The organism is Pseudomonas sp. H9 (genome assembly GCF_004353925.1).
Taxonomy (GTDB): domain Bacteria; phylum Pseudomonadota; class Gammaproteobacteria; order Pseudomonadales; family Pseudomonadaceae; genus Aquipseudomonas.
This window is the reverse complement of record NZ_SMOK01000017.1, coordinates 164539-181542: the sequence shown is the minus strand read 5'-3', so window position 1 is coordinate 181542 and position 17004 is coordinate 164539. Positions and strand designations below refer to the sequence as shown.

Sequence of the window (17004 nt, the reverse complement as noted above, 5' to 3'; positions counted from 1 at the left end):
GGTTCCTTAACCGCGCGGTGCCGAAGCACTGGCGAGTTTTACGGTGGCAGTGGCGGCAGGTTTGCCCTGAGTGCTGGCTTCCAGCGCCTGACGTTGCTGGGCGAGGGCGGCCAGGGTGGCCTCACTGGCCATTGGCGTGTCCTGAGGATCGACCGGCGAACCTGGGCGAACCCGCTGCAGGCCCTTGACCACAATGCGGTCATCCTTGCTCAGGCCGCTGCGAACGATCCGCAGGCCTTCAAGCTTGGGCCCCAACTCAACGGCGCGGTAGGCGGCGGTGTTGTCTTTATCCATGACCAGCACGAACTTTTTGCCCAGGTCGGTACCGACCGCTTCGTCATTGATCAACACCGCCGAATAGGTCGCACTGCCGACCAGCTTCAGGCGTGCGTACAGGCCTGGGGTGAACTGCCCGTCGCTGTTGTCGAACACGGCGCGGCCACGGATGGTGCCGGTCTTGGGGTTGACCTGGTTGTCGACAAAGTTCATCTGGCCCAGGTGCGGGTTACCGGCTTCGTTGGACAAGCCCAGGTAAACCGGGGTGGTCTGCCCGCGTTGGCCGTTGCGCGCCAGTTGGGTGTACTTGAGGTACACGCGTTCGTCGGCATCGAAGTAGGCGTAGACCTTGTCGGTCGAGACCACGCTGGTCAGCGGCGTGACGTCGGCGCTGACAATGTTGCCGGCGGTGTACTGGGCGCGGCTGACCCGGCCGCTGATTGGGGCGGTTACGCGGGTAAAGCTCAGGTTCAGGCGCGCCAGGTCCAGTTGCGCCTGGATCGCGGCGACACCGGCGCGGGCCTCGGCGGCCGCACTGCTGCGAGATTCGGCCAGCTCTGCGGAGATGGCGTTGCTGCTGCGCAGACGCTCGCCGCGGCGGGCTTCGTTGTCACTGCGCGCGGCGGTGGCGCGGGCTTGTTGCAGCTGCGCTTCCAGACGACGGACTTCGGCCTGGAACGGGCGCGGGTCGATCTGGAACAGCAGGTCACCTTTCTTGACCTGAGCGCCTTCGGTAAAGGCCACCAGATCGATCTGCCCGGACACCCGCGGGCGTACTTCAACGGTTTCCGGGGCTTCCAGGCGCCCGGTGAACTCGTCCCATTCATTAATCGGTTGTTCCAGTACCTTTGCCACACTCACCTTGGTCGCCGCCGGCGCCTGCACAGCTTCCGGGGTACGACCGCAGGCACTCATCACCAGTACAGCCAATAGAGCCAAGGGGTAACGCAAAGGTTTGAGTGACTGTTCCATGGGAAATCCGCCAATGTATTGAGAATGGGCGGATTCTGCGATTTGTAACCATTAACAACGAATCGAACGGGCCGAAGATAACTATCACTGCGAATGATAGGTCACCGCCGGTAGGAGCGGGCTTGCCCCGCGATTCGTTGTGACTGACAGAACGCTATCGCGGGGCAAGCCCGCTCCTACAGGGTGGTTACTTGCACTCGGCCAATACCACCTTGCAGGTGTTGGGTGTGCCGCCCGAGCGGCCAGCATAGCGGATGCAGTTGTTCAAGGACTTTTGCCGGGCCATCTGCAGGGTAGCGCCCCAGGCCAGGCCGCCTTCGCCCGATGTGGGCAGGGCTTTGGCGTAACAGCTGGAGCCGGCGCGCGAGCTTGAGTAGTACGTTTGCTTCGGTTTACTTGAACAGCCCGCCGACACGGCCAGGCACAGGACAAGCAGGCAAGGTACTACCCGTGATATGGGCTTGAACGCTGGGTGAGCGGTCATTCTGTGTCCCCTATTCAACGCCTATCGTAGCTGCTTTGAACCGGGTAACCCGGTGCCAGAAGCATACCCCTGGCACCGGACGATCCCTAGCCTCGTATGAAGGCGAGCAGGTCAGCGTTGATAGTGTCGGCGTGGGTGGTGGGCATGCCGTGGGGGAAGCCCTTGTAGGTTTTCAGGGTACCGTTGCGCAGCAATTTGGCCGAGAGCACACCTGAGTTTTCGTAAGGCACGATCTGGTCATCATCACCATGCATCACCAGCACCGGCAGCTTGAGGGCTTTGAGGTCTTCGCTGAAGTCGGTCTGTGAAAAGGCAACGATGCCGTCATAGTGGGCCTTGGCACAGCCCATCATGCCCTGGCGCCACCAGTTCCAGATCACCCCCTGCGAGGGCTCCGCACCTGGGCGGTTGTAGCCGTAGAACGGGCCGGCCGGAATGTCGTAGTAGAACTGCGCGCGGTTGGCGGCCAGTTGTGCCTGCAGGCCATCGAACACTGACTTGTCCAAGCCACCAGGGTTGCTGGCGGTTTTGACCATCAGCGGCGGCACAGCGCCGAGAATAGCGGCTTTGCTGGCGCGATCCTCGCCGTGACGAGCAAGGTAATGCACCACTTCGCCACCGCCAGTGGAGTGCCCGACATGCACCGCACCGTGCACATCGAGGTGTTTCACCACCGCCGCCACGTCATCGGCATAGTGGTCCATGTCGTGGCCATCCCAGACCTGGCTCGAACGCCCGTGACCACGGCGATCATGGGCGATCACCCGAAAGCCTTGGGCGAGGAAAAACAGCATCTGCGCGTCCCAGTCGTCGGCGCTCAATGGCCAGCCATGGTGGAAGAAGATGACCGGGGCATCAAGCGGGCCCCAATCTTTGTAGAAGATTTCAACGCCGTCTTTGCTGGTAACAAAAGCCATGCTCGGTGCTCCTCAGTTGGGGTGGGAACTGCGTGAACCTGCTGTTTGCCGATGGCCGTCGATCAACTCCAGGGTTTGAGTGAGGGTTAAGGTGAATGCCAGGTTGAAGGCAATCTATGAGCATAGAAGAGCGGGTGAAAAGCAGCGGCCTGGCTGGACCAGAAGCACGAACGTTGTGAACGGGCCTCTGTTGACCTGGAAAAGTCACCTCAAGCCATTTGTGCGTAGAGCATGGAGTTTGTCAGAATGTGGGATTTATAATCGTTATCATTTGCCAGGTCACCGCATGCAGCCGGCCATTGCCTCCCGCCACCCCGTTCGTATCCTCGCCATCGAAGACGATCCTGTGCTTTCCGCTCACATTGGCAGCCACTTGGGCGAGCGTGGTTTTGCCGTGACCCTGCGCAATGACGCCAGTGATGTGGTGGAGTTGGTGCGTGAAGGCGACTACGACCTGATCTTGCTGGACATCCTCCTGCCTGACAGCAATGGCCTGGAGATGTTGGTCGAGTTGCGCCGCGGGCAGCGGATTCCGGTGATCCTGATGTCGGCGCTGGGAGCCGAGCAAGACCGTATCATTGGTTTCGGCCAAGGCGCTGACGACTATTTGCCCAAGCCGTTCAGCATGGGCGAAATGGACGTACGTATCGAGGCTATCCTGCGCCGGGTCGCCTACGAACGGCAAGACAAGGTAGAGCAGCACGCGCAAGGCGCAGACCTGGGGCTGACGTTTGACCCGGGGCGTAGCGACGTAGGCTACAACGACCAGTGGGCTGATCTGACCAGCACCGAATACCGAATTCTTGCAACGCTGTGCCACGCACCCGACGAAGTGCTGAGCAAGACGTTCCTTTATCAGCAGGCGTTGAGCCGGGCCTATTCGATCCATGACCGCAGCCTGGACATGCATATCAGCCACATCCGCCGCAAACTGCAGGTCATTGGCTACAGCGCCGGGCGTGTCGATACCGTGCGTGGGGCTGGCTACGTACTCAAGCGTGTCATGCCATGAGGCTGCCGGATCGCCATTCGCTGTTCTGGACGCTGCTGGGGGGCATTGCACTGCTCAGCCTGTTGATCATCAGCCTGCATGTGGATGTCAGCCAGCGTCTCGATAAAGCCACCTCCAAACTCAGTGCGCAGGATCGCAAGCAATTGTCTGAGTATGCGCAGCAGGCTGAGCGGGCCTGGAAAGCGGGCGGGGAGGGTGGTGTAGACGGCTTTCTTGCCGAATTAAAAGCGCGTGAGGGGGTGTGGGCAGTGGTGGTCGGCGCACATGACCGGTCGTTGTCTTCGCAGCCGTTGCAGCAGGCCGAAAGCAAGAAGCTCAACTTCATGCGTTCACTGGACTGGTCGGTTGGCCGACCCGGCGGCACGCCTACGTTTTTCATGCCTTTCAGTGGCAGTGAAGCCAGGTTGGTCATGGACCTGCCCGCGCGGCTGAACCCGCGCAAGCACAACCACCTGTGGAAGATACTCCTGGAGCGCGTGCTGCCTGCCTGCCTGGCCCTGGGCCTGGGTGTGTTGCTGTACCGCACGGTGATTGCACCGATGGCCATCCTGCGGCGCCAGGCGATTGCCTTGAGTGCCGGCGACCTGTCTGCCAGGGTGGGTTCACAGCTCGCCGAACGCCGAGATGAACTGGGAGAACTGGCGCGGGCGTTCGATCACATGGCCGGGCGCTTGCAGAACACGGTGGGTTTTCAGCGCCAGTTGCTGCGCGACCTGTCGCATGAACTGCGCACACCGCTGAGCCGCTTGCGCGTTACCGGCGAACGGGAGCAAGACATGCAGGCACTGCGCGAACGCCTGGAGCGGGAAGTGCAGGGTATGGAGCGCCTGATCAACGACATCCTCGAGTTGGTCTGGCTCGATACCGAGCGCCCGCTGTTACCCCTTGAACGCGTGGACATTGTGCGCCTGTGGGACGTGCTGTGCGAGGACGTCTGCTACGAGACCGGCTGGCCGGCCGAGCAATTGCGCTGTGATCTGCCCGGCGGCTGCACGGTACTTGGGCATCTCAACAGCCTGGCGCAGGCCATGGAGAATGTGCTGCGCAATGCCGTGCGCCATTCGCCCGCCGACGGCATTGTCAGCCTGGGCGGCCGTTGTGAGGGGGATTACTGGCAGGTGTGGATCGACGACCAGGGCCCAGGCGTCGCCCCCGAAAAGTTGGAAACAATCTTTGAGCCATTTTCCCGGCTCAATGTCGCGCGTCCTGGCGGTGATGGTTTCGGCTTGGGTCTGTCGATTGCCCGCAGCGTCACTCAGTTGCAGGGCGGCGATGCCTGGGCGCAGAACCGCAGCCCCGGGCTACGGGTCAGCTTCAAACTGAGAAATGTATAAAATGTAAAAAAGATTTACTCACATTTGAGAATCTATAGCATTCGCGCTCGTCCCGGGCAGGTCTGGGGCGCGTCGGATGCCGCTGCTTCGTCAATTCCCTCGCGCCTTTCCTGCATGTTTTCACTGTGTAAGGAGAGATTCGATGCAGCCCCGATTCACCCTCAACCACTTCGTTCTGGCCCTGATGGCTGCATCGCCTTCCACCTTGTGGGCGGCTATCGACGCAACCGGCGACGAGCCGCTGGAGCTGGTCGACACCCATGTGGTGGCAACTGCCGAACAAGAGCTGAAACAGGCACCGGGTGTATCGATCATCAGCGCCGAAGACATCAAGAAGCGCCCGCCGGTCAATGACTTGTCGGAAATCATCCGCAAGATGCCAGGCGTCAACCTGACCGGCAACGGTGCCAGTGGCTCACGCGGCAACAACCGCCAGATCGACCTGCGTGGCATGGGGCCGGAAAACACCCTGATCCTGATCGACGGCAAGCCGGTGACCTCGCGCAACGCGGTGCGCTATACCCGCGCTGGCGAGCGAGACACCCGTGGCGACAGCAACTGGGTGCCCGCCGATCAGGTCGAAAGTATCGAAGTGCTGCGTGGCCCGGCGGCTGCGCGTTATGGTTCCGGCTCCATGGGCGGGGTGGTGAACATCATCACCAAGCGCCCGACCCAGGCATTGAGCGGTAGCATCACCGCCTTCACCAACCTGCCTGAAGATGATGCCGAAGGCATGACCAAGCGCACCACCTTCAGCCTTGCCGGCCCATTGACGGATTCGCTGACCTTCCGTGTGTACGGCAACTTGAACAAAACCGATGCCGACGATGCCGACATCAACCAGGGCCATACCGCGGTCGGTTCGTCGCTGGCTGCGGGGCGCGAAGGGGTGCGCAACAAAGACATCAACGCGCTGGTGAGCTGGGCGCTGGATAACCAACAGATCATCGACTTTGAAACCGGTTTCAGCCGCCAGGGCAACATCTATGCCGGTGACGTCGGTACCGGTGCCACCGATTCCCTGACGCCGGGCAGCACCATCAACAGCTGGCTGGGCCGCGAAACCAACACCATGTACCGTCAGGACTTCTCCGTTACCCATCGTGGTGACTGGGAGTTCGGCACCTCGCGCCTGTTGGCGCAATACGAAAAGACCCGTAACAACCGCCTGCTCGAAGGCTTGACTGGCAGCGCTGATGGCGACATCAACGGCAACGACAAAACCACCAGCACCTACGACAGTTACCTCGTTCAGGGCCAACTGGACATTCCGTTGCAAGTGCTGCGCCCGCAGACCCTCACCCTGGGCGCAGAGTGGAACTACCAGGAACTGGATGATCCCAGCACGCTGGACCGCTCAGTGGGCAGCACCCTGCCGAACTCGGCTGCCGGGGCACGTCCCACCGATATGGACGCGACCATCATGGCCGTCTATGCCGAAGACAACATCGAGCTGACCCCCGACTGGTTCCTCACGCCTGGCCTTCGCCTTGACCATCATGATCAGTTTGGCGACAACTGGAGCCCGAGCCTCAACACCTCGTACAAGCTGACGCAAGACATCACCCTCAAGGCCGGTATCGCCCGAGCCTTCAAGGCGCCCAACCTCTACCAGTCCAACCCCAACTACCTGTACCGCAGTAACGGCAACGGCTGTGCGCCAAGCCTCAACGCCAATGGCTGCTACGTGTTGGGCAATGAAGACCTCGATCCGGAAGTCAGCGTCAACAAAGAGCTGGGGGTCAGTTTCGCCCGCAATGGCTGGAGTGCTGGCCTGACCTATTTCCGCAACGATTACGACAACAAGATCACCTCCGCCAACGATGTGGTCGGGCGTACCCCGACCAATGAAGCGATTCTGCGTTGGGACAATGCCAAGGATGCAGTGGTCAAGGGCTGGGAAGGCAGCATTGGCGTACCGCTGCTGGGCGAAGCTGGCGAGGTGTTGAGCTGGAACACCAACTTCACCTACATGGACTCCAACGAAGACAGCGATGGCAACCCGTTGTCGGTGGTGCCGGAGTACACGGTCAACAGCATGCTCGACTGGCAGGTGACTCAGGCACTGTCCTTGAGCCTCACCGGTACGTATTACGGCAAACAGGAGCCACGCCGCTTCAACCCGACGCGCGAGGTCGGCGTCACTGCCGAGAACGAGCTGCAGGCCCTTGATCCGTACCACATCTGGGGGGTTGGCGGTGTCTTCGAGGTGAACGAGAACCTGTCGTTCAGTGCCGGTATCAACAACCTGTTCGACAAGCGTGTGTACCGCGAGGGTGCAGGCACCAGTGCCGGTGCCAACACTTACAACGAACCAGGGCGCGCCTTCTATGCCTCGGTGACCACATCGTTCTGATGCAAGGTTCCTGGCATTTGCCAAAAGCCCAGCGCTGACCCGGCTGGGCTTTTGTCGTACTTCGAAGCGGGTCGGGTCACTGATGAGGACTCTGCATGAAAACAACAAGCTTCTCCTGGGCCGTGCTGTCCAGGATCGTAGCCGCCGTACTTGGCGGCTACGCCTTCACCTATGCCTTCACGGCCGCGCTGGCTCGTCTGCTCCCGCTGGATAAGGTCGATGCGCTGGTCAGCGCGAGCCTGCCGTCGTTTGCTGTATACACCGGCGCCATGCTCTGGGCGTTTGCCTGCCGTACAGCGTGGCGCGCCTGGGCCGGGATGTCGCTGGCGCTGCCGTTGGCGCTGATCGGCTTCTGGCCGCAATTGATGGAGAGCGTGAGATGAAGCACAAGACCATCACCCAGTCGCTGTCCTGGATGCACACCTGGAGCGGGCTGATTTTCGGTTGGGTCCTGTTCGCGATTTTCCTGACCGGCACCATTGCCGTGTTCGACTCAGAAATCGACAACTGGATGCGCCCGGAGATTCCAGCCCATTCATTGAGCCAACCCGAGGCAGCACAGCGAGCGCTGGACTATCTGCAGGCCAATCATGCCGGGGCCAGCGCCTGGAATATCGGCTTGCCCACCGAGCGCTCGCCGAGCCTTAACGTGTCTGCAGGTGAGCAGCGTCGCGGCGGTGGCCAGGCGCTGGACCCAACAACCGGTGAGCCACTGGCGGTACGCGAGACGGCAGGCGGGAGCTTTTTCTTCCGTTTCCACTTTACCCTCAACCTGCCACGCACGCTGGGCATCTGGGTGGTCGGCCTGGCCGCGATGGTGATGTTGGCGGCGCTGATCAGCGGCATCGTCATTCACAAGAAGTTCTTCAAGGAATTCTTCACCTTCCGCCCGGCCAAGGGCCAACGTTCCTGGCTGGACGCGCACAATGCCACCGCTGTGCTGGTGTTGCCGTTTCACTTGATGATCACCTACACCGGCCTTGTGATTTTCTACCTGATCTACATGCCAGCCGCTGCCGATGCCCTGTTTGACGGTGATCGCAACGCCTTGGGCCAGGCCCTGCGCGGTGTGCCGGCGCAGCAGCACGCCAGCGGGCGGCCGGCCGGGCAGCACGTTCAGGAAGACGCTGTGCTGACGCCATTGGGCCCAGTGCTTGCGCAAGCGCAGCAGCACATGGGGCCGGTGTCCTCGATTTCGATCCATAACCCCGGGCGCAGCGATGCACGCATCGAAGTACGACCGGTACTGGGTAACCGTATCGAGCTGACCAAAGGCCAGAGCATGGTATTCGATGGCGTGACCGGCAACGTCGTACGGGCGCCGGCCGAGACCCGCCCCAGTGTGCTGACTCAACGGGTCATGTCAGGTATGCACTTCGCCCAGTTCGGCGGCTACTCGATGCGCTGGCTGTACTTCATCTGTGGCTTGGCCAGTTGCGCAATGATTGCTACCGGCTTGGTGCTGTTCACCGTCAAGCGCCGCCGTCGCCATGATGGCGAAGGTGCATTGGGTGCGCTGCTCTACCACGCCGCCGAACGCATCAACGTCAGTGCCGTGGCTGGCCTGGCAGTGGCCTGCATCGGGATGTTGTGGGCCAACCGCTTGTTGCCCGTGGAGCTTGATCAGCGCGCCGGGTGGGAAGTGCGGGTGTTCTTCCTGATCTGGCTGGCCACCTTGGGCCACGCCATCGTTCGCCCCTGGCTGCGCGCCTGGCAAGAGCAACTGGGGCTGGCGGCATTGCTGTGCCTGAGCCTGCCGCTACTGAACGTGTTCACCGTCAATCGCGGTGACTACATGCTGTTGGAAATCACCACCGTATTCATTGGTGCGTTGCTGGGCTGGTGCTGCTGGAAACTCGGCCAACCGCCGAAGGAACGTCCGGCACGCCGGGCAGCAAACGCCAGTCTGGAGGCCAACTGAGATGAGCCTGGCATTATCGACTGGCCTGTTGTTGGCCTACAGCGGCATGATCAGCCTGTGCCTGGGGCTGGAGCGGCACTACAAGCACGTCTGGCAACGCGTGCCCACGGCGGTTGGGCGTCGTGGCTTGCGCCTGCTGGGCTGGCTGGCGCTGCTGGGCAGTTTCGCCGCCAGCGTTGCGGCCTGGGGGTGGGCCATGGGGCCGATAGGCTGGTTTGGCCTGATCTCCCTGGCGGGCCTGGCGCTGGTTCTGCTGTTGCCGTATTACCCACGCGCTGCGGTGTACCTGGCGTTGTCGGCATGGCCGGTTCTAATCATCACCGCGATCACCTGGCCCTGGTAGGAGCGGGCTAGCCCCGCGATTCGGTGTGACTGACAGATCGCTATCGCGGGGCAAGCCCGCTCCCACCGCAAGCTGCACCGGCGCTCCTGCCAGTAGCCGATCCGTTTGCTCTTGCTGGTCACGGCCACGCTCGATCAGCCAGCGCTGAAAGCTACGGCACCGGCTGCGGTGGAAGCTGTTGTGGTTCCAGGTCAGGTAATACGCAGCCGGCATCGGCAGTGCCCGCTGGCAGGGAATGACCAAACGGCCCTTGGCAATGTCGCGGCTGATCATCGAGTACTGCGCCAACACAATACTGGCAACGCGTGCCCACGGCGGTTTCGGGATGGCCGGTTCTAATCATCACCGCGATCACCTGGCCCTGGTAGGAGCGGGCTAGCCCCGCGATTCGGTGTGACTGACAGATCGCTATCGCGGGGCAAGCCCGCTCCCACCGCAAGGCCCACCACCGCTCCTGCCAGTAGCCGATCCGTTTGCTCTTGCTGGTCACGGCCACGCTCGATCAGCCAGCGCTGAAAGCTACGGCACCGGCTGCGGTGGAAGCTGTTGTGGTTCCAGGTCAGGTAATACGCAGCCGGCATCGGCAGTGCCCGCTGGCAGGGAATGACCAAACGGCCCTTGGCAATGTCGCGGCTGATCATCGAGTACTGCGCCAACACAATACTGGCAACGCGTGCCCACGGCGGTTTCGGCATGGCCGGTTCTAATCATCACCGCGATCATCTGGCCCTGGTAGGAGCGGGCTTGCTCCGCGATTCGGTGTGACTGACAGATCGCTATCGCGGGGCAAGCCCGCTCCCACCGCAAGCTGCACCGGCGCTCCTGCCAGTAGCCGATCCGTTTGCTCTTGCTGGTCACGGCCACGCTCGATCAGCCAGCGCTGAAAGCTACGGCACTGGCTGCGGTGGAAGCTGTTGTGGTTCCAGGTCAGGTAATACGCAGCCGGCATCGGCAGTGCCCGCTGGCAGGGAATGACCAAACGGCCCTTGGCAATGTCGCGGCTGATCATCGAGTACTGCGCCAACACAATACCTTGCCCTTCGATTGCCGCCTCGATGGCCATGGAAGACAACGAGTAGATCCGGTAGTTGTGAATCGCCACAGCCGTTTCTCCGGCCTCGGCAAACCACTGCTCCCACGACGGTGGTGAGTCGAACTTCGGCCGCCAGTCGATGGTGATCAGCGGGTGAGCCAGTAAGGCCTCGGGGGCTACATTGTCGCCCAGTAGCGCGGGGCTGCAGGCCGGTACCACGCAATCGCGAAACAGCTCGATGGTCAGTTGGTCATCGTGAATGCCTTCGCCATAGCTAAGGCGAAAGTCCACGCCGTTGGCCTGCGCTTCCGACGGTTCGGTGTGCGTGCCATCCAGATACACACTCAACTGCGGATGCTCCAGTTGCCAGTCGGCCACCAACGGCGCCAGCCATTTCGACAACAGCGAGGGCAGGGCGCTGATGTACAGGCTGTTGGCGTTCTTTGACCGCTCCAGCTCGGCGTAGGCAGCGCGCAGGCGCTCGAAGGCCTGGCTGCAGCCCTCATGAAAGCGCTGACCCGCTGCGTTCAGGCGCAGGCGCTGGCCTTCTTTGGCGGTCAGGTTCAAGCCCACTGCCTCTTCGAGGATTTTCATTTGCTGGCTGACCGCGCCGGCGGAAATACCCAGGCGTTTGGCCGCCTGGGTGATGCCGCCACACAGGCCAACGGCTTCGAAAACTTCCAGTGCGCGTAACGGGGGGAGGTGGCTCATAAGCGTGCTCGACAGGCCAGATGATCGGCTATTTGTAGTTTAGAAATACTTAACAAATCAACAGAAAAGCCCATCTATTCTTTTGTTCGCTCCAAGCCTAGGCTGTTTCTCAAGAAGCCGAGGCTTCGCATAACAACAAGAGGAGCTACACGCCATGTTCTTGAGAAACGCCTGGTACGCCGCCGCCTGGGACAGCGAAGTGAAGCAGGACTTGCATGCAACCGTTCTGCTGGGTGAATCCATCGTGTTGTACCGCAAGCTCGACGGCTCGGTCGTGGCCCTGGAAGATGCTTGCCCGCATCGCAAGCTGCCACTGTCAATGGGGCGTTTGCACGGCGATGTGGTGGAGTGTGGCTACCACGGCCTGACCTTCGATGGCGCCGGGTCCTGCGTCAAGGCCGCGTGTGTGTCGCGCATCCCGCAAGTCGCCAAAGTGCGCAGCTACCCGGTGGAAGAACGCTACGGTCTGGTCTGGCTGTGGATGGGTGAGGCGGCCCTGGCCGACCCGGGCAAGCTGCTGGAGATTGCCGAATGGGATGACCCGAACTGGGGCATCAACCGCGGCGACTCGATGACCATCGACTGCAACTACCTGTACATGACCGACAACCTGCTCGACCCCTCGCATGTTGCCTGGGTACACCAGAGCACCTTTGGCACCTCGGCGTGCGAGTCCGAGCCGCTGCAAACGGTGGTCAACGACAACGGTGTGGTGGTTTCGCGCTGGCTGTACGACATCGACGTGGCGCCTTTCTATCAGCAGTACCTGAAGTTTGAAGGGCGCTGCGATCGTCTGCAGTACTACGAAGTGCGTTACCCGGCGCATGCCATCATCAAAGGCGTGCACACCCCGGCAGGCTTCGGCGGCGACGATGCCCCGGCACACCCACAGGCGTTCTTGATGGACTCCTACAACTTCATGACCCCGGTCGACGAACACCGCACCCGCTACTACTGGTTCCAGTTGCGTAACTTCGACGCCGATGACGAAAACGTCTCCCGCCAGTTCGCCGCCGATGTCCGGCGCGCCTTCGAAGAAGACCGGGTGATCCTCGCGGCGGTGCATGCCGGGATGAACAACCGCCAGAGCGCCAACATCGACCTGGCCATCGACGCCGGCCCGCTGCGCTTCCGTCGGGGCATGGAGCAATTGATCCGTGCAGAACAGAACGGCGCTGCCAACCTGATCAACACCCTTGAGGTCAAGGCTCATGCTTGAAGCCATTCCTGCCGCGAAGGGGTTCGCGCGCTTTGAGGTGACCAGGAAGGTGCAAGAGAGCGCGTCGATTACCTCGTTCGTGCTGGAACCGGCCCCAGCCACCGGGCGCGTGGCGTTTCGCCCTGGCCAGTTCATCGTCGTGCGCATTCCCCAGGCCCAGGGGCCGCAGTTGCTGCGTGCCTACAGCCTGTCGAGCGACCCGGACGATGTCGCGCAATTGCGCATTTCGGTCAAGCACGAACTGGCCCCGGCGCATGCGCCGGATGTGCCGGCAGGCGTAGGCTCGAGCTTTCTGCATGAAGCGGTGCAAGTCGGCGAACACCTGGAGATCGCTGGCCCGGCGGGTAATTTTTTCCTCGATGAAAGCAGCGAGCGTCCGGTGCTGCTGTTCAGCGGTGGGGTGGGCCTGACCCCGATGGTGAGCATGCTGCATCGCCTGGCGCACACCGCGCGGCCGGTGTATTTCATCCATGCCTGCGAAAACGGTGCTGTGCATGCCTTGCGCGAAGAAGTGCTGGCACTGGCGAACTCGCGTACCGGAATCAACGTGCATTTCTGCTACCGGATGCCGAGTGAGGGTGATCTGCAACAGGCGCATCACCACAGCAGTGGCCTGGTCACCCGGGAGACATTGCAGGCGCTGCTGCCGCTGGATGACTACGACGTGTACCTGTGCGGGCCACGGCCATTCATGCAAGCAAACTGGCGCCTGCTGCGGGGGCTGGGTATCGACAAGGCGCGAATCCGCTACGAGTTCTTCGGCCCGGCAACGATCCTCGATGAAGACGAAGGCCCGGCAGCTCTCCCGGTGACTGCGCCAACGCCGCAGGCCGACACCGCGCTGAGCGTGCGTTTCGAGCCGTCCGGGCAATCGGTGGCATGGGATGCCGCTTGCCCCTCGCTGCTTGAATGCGCCGAACAGGCCGGGCTGGCACCACCGTTCAGTTGCCGCGCTGGGCTATGTAACAGCTGCCTGACACCGCTGCTCAGCGGCACGGTGCAATACAGCGAAGCGCCGCTGATGACGCCCGAGCCCGGTCAGGTGCTGTTGTGTTGCGCGCGGCCCACCTCCGCTGTGGTGCTGGCCCTGAACACCCCATAGCGGCGCTGCCAACCCTTTGAATCAACCCAGGACGAACAGCCTATCGAATGACGTTTGACCCTGCTGTGCCTTGCCTCGCATGCCCAAAAACTGTGCTTTGCACCGGAGAATTAAAAAGATGAACAACAAAAAAACACGATTCGCCGCCTGCTCGCTGATGATGATGCTTGCCAGCTTTTCGCTGAGCACCTCTGCCAAGGAGTGGAACACCATTCAGATCGCCACCGAAGGCGTCTATGAACCGTGGAACCGCACCTTGCCCGATGGCTCGTTCGATGGCTTCGAACCGGAAATGGCCAAGCTTTTGTGCCAACGGATGAAGGCCGACTGCAAGATCGTCGCCCAAGACTGGGACGGCCTGATCCCAGGGCTTAAGGCCGGTAAGTTCGATGTGGTCATGGATGCTCTGGCGATCAGTGCCGAGCGGCGCAAGGTGATCGATTTCTCCCGGCCTTACACCAAGGCCCCGGCAACCTTCATCGCCCTGCAGTCGAGCGGCATTGACCTGGGCCGCGGCACTTTGCACCTGCGCGGTAACCCGGAGCTGGATACTCCCGCAGTCGATGATTTGCGCAACCGCCTCAAAGGCAAGCTGATCGGCATTGTCAGTGGCACGGTGTACAGCAAATTCATTCGTGACCAGTTCGGTCAGGTGGCGACTATCCGAGAATACAAAACCCCGCCCGAACCGCTGATGGACCTGAAAAACGGTCGGGTCGATGTGGTGTTCGAAGACCTCGGCTTCCTCTCCGGCGAGTTGCAGCGCGGTGGTGACAGTGGCTTGGCGCTGGTCGGCCCGGCGATCAACGGGCCGATCTGGGGCGAGGGCGAGGCCTTTGGTATTCGCCCCGGTGAACCGGAGCTGAAGGCCAAACTGGATGCGGCCATCGATTCGCTGATCGCCGACGGCACCATCAGTGAACTGAGCCGCAAGTGGTTCAAGCACGACTTCACCCCGCCCACCGAGTAATCCCTTGGGCCATCCGGCGTCTGCGCTGACGCCGGATGCTGACGGGCCGCCCGCGCCACCGCGCGGGCCGGCCGATCTCTCACAGGCTTAGAGGCGGGACTACGGGTGATCGACTTGATTGGTTTTGGCGCGAAGGGCTGGGGCAGCGTGCTGCTGTTGGCAGCGCTGATGACGGTATTGGTAACCGTGGCGGCGTTGCTGATCGGCGCCGTGATCGGTGCCCTGGTGGCGGCCGCCAAGCTGCACCCCAGCGGGCTGCTGCGCATGCTTGGCGAGGGTTACACCACGGTATTTCGGGGTATCCCGGAATTGTTGGTGATTTATCTGTTTTTCTACGGTGGTTCAGCGCTGGTGAGCAGCGTGGGTGGACTGTTCGGTGTCGAGGGTTTTATCAGCATGCCGGCCTTTCTGGTCGGGGCATTGGCAGTGGGTGTGGTGTCTGGTGCCTATCAGGCCGAAGTCTACCGTGGCGCTTTCCAGGCGGTATCGCGCAGCGAGCTGGAGGCGGCCAAGGCCATTGGTATGCCGTTGATGCTGCGTTTTCGGCGGATCATCGCGCCGCAGATTCTGCGCTTTGCCCTGCCGGGTATCGGTGGCGTGTGGCAGATCAGCCTGAAGGATTCGGCGTTGATCTCGGTGACCGGGCTGGTCGAGTTGATGCGCGCCAGCCGCGTGGCAGCGGCGTCCACCGGGCAGTTCGTGTTGTTCTTCTTGACCGGCTGCGCGCTGTACCTGGTGCTGACCGGTTTTTCCAACCTGGTGTTCTCCCGCGCGGAATTGCGTGTGGGCCGAACCTTTCGCCGTGGCTGAGCAGGGGAGTACAGCATGTCTGTAGATATTGCGTTCATTGGCGACACCCTGCTGCAACTGCTGCGTGCGCTGCCGACCACGCTGTTGCTGTTCGCCGCCTCGGTGGCCATCGGTACGCTGCTGGCACTGCTGGTGGTGTGGTTGCGGGTCTGTGAGGTTGCCGCACTGCGGCACCTGGCGCGCGCTTACATCTTTGTGTTTCGCGGCTCGCCGCTGCTGATCCAGATGTTCTTGCTGTACTACGGCCTGAGCCAGTTTCCGGAGGTGCGCCAGAGCCCATTCTGGCCGGTGCTGCGTGACCCGCTGAGTTGCGCGGTGATTGCCTTGGCGCTGTGTACCGCCGGCTACATGGCAGAGATCTTTCGCGGCGGCTTATTGGCGGTACCACCGCAGCAGATCGAAGCCGGGCGGGCGGCGGGGATGTCTGGCTGGTTACTGGCACGGCGGATCATCATTCCGATAGCACTGCGCAGCTGCCTGCCGGCCTATTCGACCGAAATCATCCTGATGATGAAGGCCACCTCACTGGCCAGCCTGGTCACCGTTTATGAAGTGTCGGGTGTCGCCCAACGGATCATTGCCGAAACCTATCGCACCCTTGAGGTGTTCCTTTGTGCGGCGGTGATCTACCTGGTTCTGAACTTCCTGATTGTCCGCACACTGGCGTGGCTTGAACACCGGTTGTCGCCCCGGCAACCGCTGACCACGCGTCCAACAACAAAAAAGTACGCGCTCAGCGTACGTAGAGGGTAAGTGGCATGACGACAGGTAACGATCCGGTGTTGCAGGTAAAACATATCCGTAAATCATTCGGCAACCTGGAGGTGCTCAAAGGCATCTCGCTGGATGCCCATGAAGGCGACGTGGTGTCGATCCTCGGCGCCAGCGGCTCGGGCAAGAGCACCTTCTTGCGCTGTATCAACCTGCTGGAAATCCCCGATGCCGGCGACATTCAGGTGGCCGGCGAACAGGTGGCGTTCAAGCGCGGTCGTCATCGCCTGCGGGTGCCCGCCGACCGCCGCCAGGTGGACCGCATACGCCCGGAGCTGGGCATGGTGTTCCAAAGCTTCGGGTTGTGGTCGCACATGACCGTACTGGAGAACGTGATCGAAGGCCCGGTGCATGTACAAAAGCGCCGACGCGCCGAGTGCATCGATGAAGCCGAGGCGCTGCTGGAAAAAGTCGGCATGGCCGACAAGCGCAACCACTACCCGGCGTTTCTGTCTGGGGGGCAGCAACAGCGCGTGGCCATCGCCCGAACCCTGGCGATGCGGCCACGGGTGATTTTGTTCGACGAGCCCACCTCGGCGCTTGACCCGGAGCTGGTGGGGGAGGTGCTGAAGGTCATGCGCTCACTCGCCGAGGAGGGCAGAACCATGCTGGTGGTTACGCATGAAATGGGCTTTGCCCGCAATGTCTCCAACCGTGTGGTGTTCATGAATCAGGGCCTGATCGAGTCCCAGGGGACACCGCAAGAGATGTTCCAGGAACAGCGTTCGGAGCGCTTCAGCCGCTTCATTCTCAGCCACGCCTGAGCGCACTGA

At 61.7% G+C, this 17004-nt stretch carries 17 protein-coding genes; 12 read left to right on the top strand and 5 right to left on the bottom strand.

All coding sequences use genetic code 11. The features are described from left to right. Positions 1-6: 6 nt before the first annotated feature. From mexE to E1573_RS14740, 3 genes are all read right to left on the bottom strand, one after another. A complete protein-coding gene (gene mexE, locus E1573_RS14750) occupies positions 7-1248 on the bottom strand; it encodes a multidrug efflux RND transporter periplasmic adaptor subunit MexE (protein WP_133214892.1) in 1242 nt (413 codons plus the stop codon). A gap of 187 nt (positions 1249-1435) precedes the next feature. Beyond that, positions 1436-1732: a hypothetical protein gene (locus E1573_RS14745; protein ID WP_133214890.1), complete on the bottom strand. Its 297-nt coding sequence runs from the start codon at positions 1730-1732 to the stop codon at positions 1436-1438. An 86-nt stretch (positions 1733-1818) separates the two neighbouring features. Continuing rightward, positions 1819-2649: an alpha/beta fold hydrolase gene (locus E1573_RS14740; RefSeq protein ID WP_133214888.1), complete on the bottom strand. Its 831-nt coding sequence runs from the start codon at positions 2647-2649 to the stop codon at positions 1819-1821. A gap of 286 nt (positions 2650-2935) precedes the next feature. On the opposite strand from E1573_RS14740, the gene E1573_RS14735 reads away from it, so the two are divergent. The 6 genes from E1573_RS14735 to E1573_RS14710 all read left to right on the top strand — a co-directional run bounded on the left by E1573_RS14735 (position 2936) and on the right by E1573_RS14710 (position 9615). Then, positions 2936-3661 carry a response regulator transcription factor gene (locus E1573_RS14735; RefSeq protein WP_133214886.1) on the top strand — a complete coding sequence of 242 codons (726 nt, stop codon included), beginning with the start codon at positions 2936-2938 and terminating at the stop codon, positions 3659-3661. Continuing rightward, complete coding sequence (locus E1573_RS14730) at positions 3658-4995, top strand: sensor histidine kinase (protein ID WP_133214884.1); 1338 nt, start codon at positions 3658-3660, stop codon at positions 4993-4995. Before E1573_RS14735 ends, E1573_RS14730 begins: the two co-directional genes overlap by 4 nt. 142 nt (positions 4996-5137) lie before the next feature. Next, positions 5138-7351, top strand: a complete 2214-nt coding sequence (locus tag E1573_RS14725) for a TonB-dependent siderophore receptor (protein ID WP_133214882.1) — start codon at positions 5138-5140, stop codon at positions 7349-7351. 95 nt (positions 7352-7446) lie between these two features. After that, the gene (locus E1573_RS14720) at positions 7447-7734 is read left to right on the top strand and encodes a DUF3649 domain-containing protein (protein WP_133214880.1); all 288 of its coding nucleotides are present in this window, start codon (positions 7447-7449) and stop codon (positions 7732-7734) included. Then, positions 7731-9272, top strand: a complete 1542-nt coding sequence (locus E1573_RS14715; protein WP_133214878.1) for a PepSY domain-containing protein — start codon at positions 7731-7733, stop codon at positions 9270-9272. Before E1573_RS14720 ends, E1573_RS14715 begins: the two co-directional genes overlap by 4 nt. 1 nt (position 9273) lies before the next feature. After that, positions 9274-9615: a DUF3325 domain-containing protein gene (locus tag E1573_RS14710; RefSeq protein WP_133214876.1), complete on the top strand. Its 342-nt coding sequence runs from the start codon at positions 9274-9276 to the stop codon at positions 9613-9615. Positions 9616-9950: 335 nt separating this feature from the next. Here the strand turns inward: E1573_RS14710 and E1573_RS14705 are convergent, their stop codons facing one another. After that, positions 9951-10310, bottom strand: coding sequence for a hypothetical protein (locus tag E1573_RS14705; protein WP_133214874.1), 360 nt, complete (start codon positions 10308-10310; stop codon positions 9951-9953). Positions 10311-10318: 8 nt separating this feature from the next. After that, entirely contained in the window at positions 10319-11359 is a 1041-nt protein-coding gene (locus tag E1573_RS14700; protein ID WP_133214872.1) for a LysR substrate-binding domain-containing protein, read from the bottom strand. Between the two features lie 154 nt (positions 11360-11513). Here E1573_RS14700 and E1573_RS14695 point away from each other — a divergent pair, with 154 nt between their 5' ends. The 6 genes from E1573_RS14695 to E1573_RS14670 all read left to right on the top strand — a co-directional run bounded on the left by E1573_RS14695 (position 11514) and on the right by E1573_RS14670 (position 16995). Then, positions 11514-12578 (top strand): aromatic ring-hydroxylating dioxygenase subunit alpha, encoded by a 1065-nt coding sequence (locus tag E1573_RS14695; protein WP_133214870.1) that lies wholly within the window; start codon positions 11514-11516, stop codon positions 12576-12578. Beyond that, entirely contained in the window at positions 12571-13680 is a 1110-nt protein-coding gene (locus tag E1573_RS14690; RefSeq protein ID WP_133214868.1) for an FAD-binding oxidoreductase, read from the top strand. Before E1573_RS14695 ends, E1573_RS14690 begins: the two co-directional genes overlap by 8 nt. 118 nt (positions 13681-13798) lie before the next feature. Continuing rightward, positions 13799-14650, top strand: a complete 852-nt coding sequence (locus tag E1573_RS14685; protein WP_133214866.1) for a transporter substrate-binding domain-containing protein — start codon at positions 13799-13801, stop codon at positions 14648-14650. Between the two features lie 105 nt (positions 14651-14755). Then, complete coding sequence (locus tag E1573_RS14680; protein ID WP_256659540.1) at positions 14756-15460, top strand: ABC transporter permease; 705 nt, start codon at positions 14756-14758, stop codon at positions 15458-15460. A gap of 15 nt (positions 15461-15475) precedes the next feature. After that, complete coding sequence (locus tag E1573_RS14675; protein ID WP_133214864.1) at positions 15476-16213, top strand: ABC transporter permease; 738 nt, start codon at positions 15476-15478, stop codon at positions 16211-16213. Positions 16214-16218: 5 nt separating this feature from the next. Next, on the top strand, positions 16219-16995 hold the full coding sequence (locus tag E1573_RS14670; protein WP_133214862.1) for an ABC transporter ATP-binding protein: 777 nt from the start codon (positions 16219-16221) through the stop codon (positions 16993-16995). Positions 16996-17004: the final 9 nt, after the last annotated feature.

Coding starts and splice junctions, on each gene's coding strand:
- mexE (WP_133214892.1), bottom strand. CDS start 1,248: ATGGAACAGTCACTCAAACCTTTGCGTTACCCCTTGGCTCTATTGGCT.
- E1573_RS14745 (WP_133214890.1), bottom strand. CDS start 1,732: ATGACCGCTCACCCAGCGTTCAAGCCCATATCACGGGTAGTACCTTGC.
- E1573_RS14740 (WP_133214888.1), bottom strand. CDS start 2,649: ATGGCTTTTGTTACCAGCAAAGACGGCGTTGAAATCTTCTACAAAGAT.
- E1573_RS14735 (WP_133214886.1), top strand. CDS start 2,936: ATGCAGCCGGCCATTGCCTCCCGCCACCCCGTTCGTATCCTCGCCATC.
- E1573_RS14730 (WP_133214884.1), top strand. CDS start 3,658: ATGAGGCTGCCGGATCGCCATTCGCTGTTCTGGACGCTGCTGGGGGGC.
- E1573_RS14725 (WP_133214882.1), top strand. CDS start 5,138: ATGCAGCCCCGATTCACCCTCAACCACTTCGTTCTGGCCCTGATGGCT.
- E1573_RS14720 (WP_133214880.1), top strand. CDS start 7,447: ATGAAAACAACAAGCTTCTCCTGGGCCGTGCTGTCCAGGATCGTAGCC.
- E1573_RS14715 (WP_133214878.1), top strand. CDS start 7,731: ATGAAGCACAAGACCATCACCCAGTCGCTGTCCTGGATGCACACCTGG.
- E1573_RS14710 (WP_133214876.1), top strand. CDS start 9,274: ATGAGCCTGGCATTATCGACTGGCCTGTTGTTGGCCTACAGCGGCATG.
- E1573_RS14705 (WP_133214874.1), bottom strand. CDS start 10,310: ATGCCGAAACCGCCGTGGGCACGCGTTGCCAGTATTGTGTTGGCGCAG.
- E1573_RS14700 (WP_133214872.1), bottom strand. CDS start 11,359: ATGAGCCACCTCCCCCCGTTACGCGCACTGGAAGTTTTCGAAGCCGTT.
- E1573_RS14695 (WP_133214870.1), top strand. CDS start 11,514: ATGTTCTTGAGAAACGCCTGGTACGCCGCCGCCTGGGACAGCGAAGTG.
- E1573_RS14690 (WP_133214868.1), top strand. CDS start 12,571: ATGCTTGAAGCCATTCCTGCCGCGAAGGGGTTCGCGCGCTTTGAGGTG.
- E1573_RS14685 (WP_133214866.1), top strand. CDS start 13,799: ATGAACAACAAAAAAACACGATTCGCCGCCTGCTCGCTGATGATGATG.
- E1573_RS14675 (WP_133214864.1), top strand. CDS start 15,476: ATGTCTGTAGATATTGCGTTCATTGGCGACACCCTGCTGCAACTGCTG.
- E1573_RS14670 (WP_133214862.1), top strand. CDS start 16,219: ATGACGACAGGTAACGATCCGGTGTTGCAGGTAAAACATATCCGTAAA.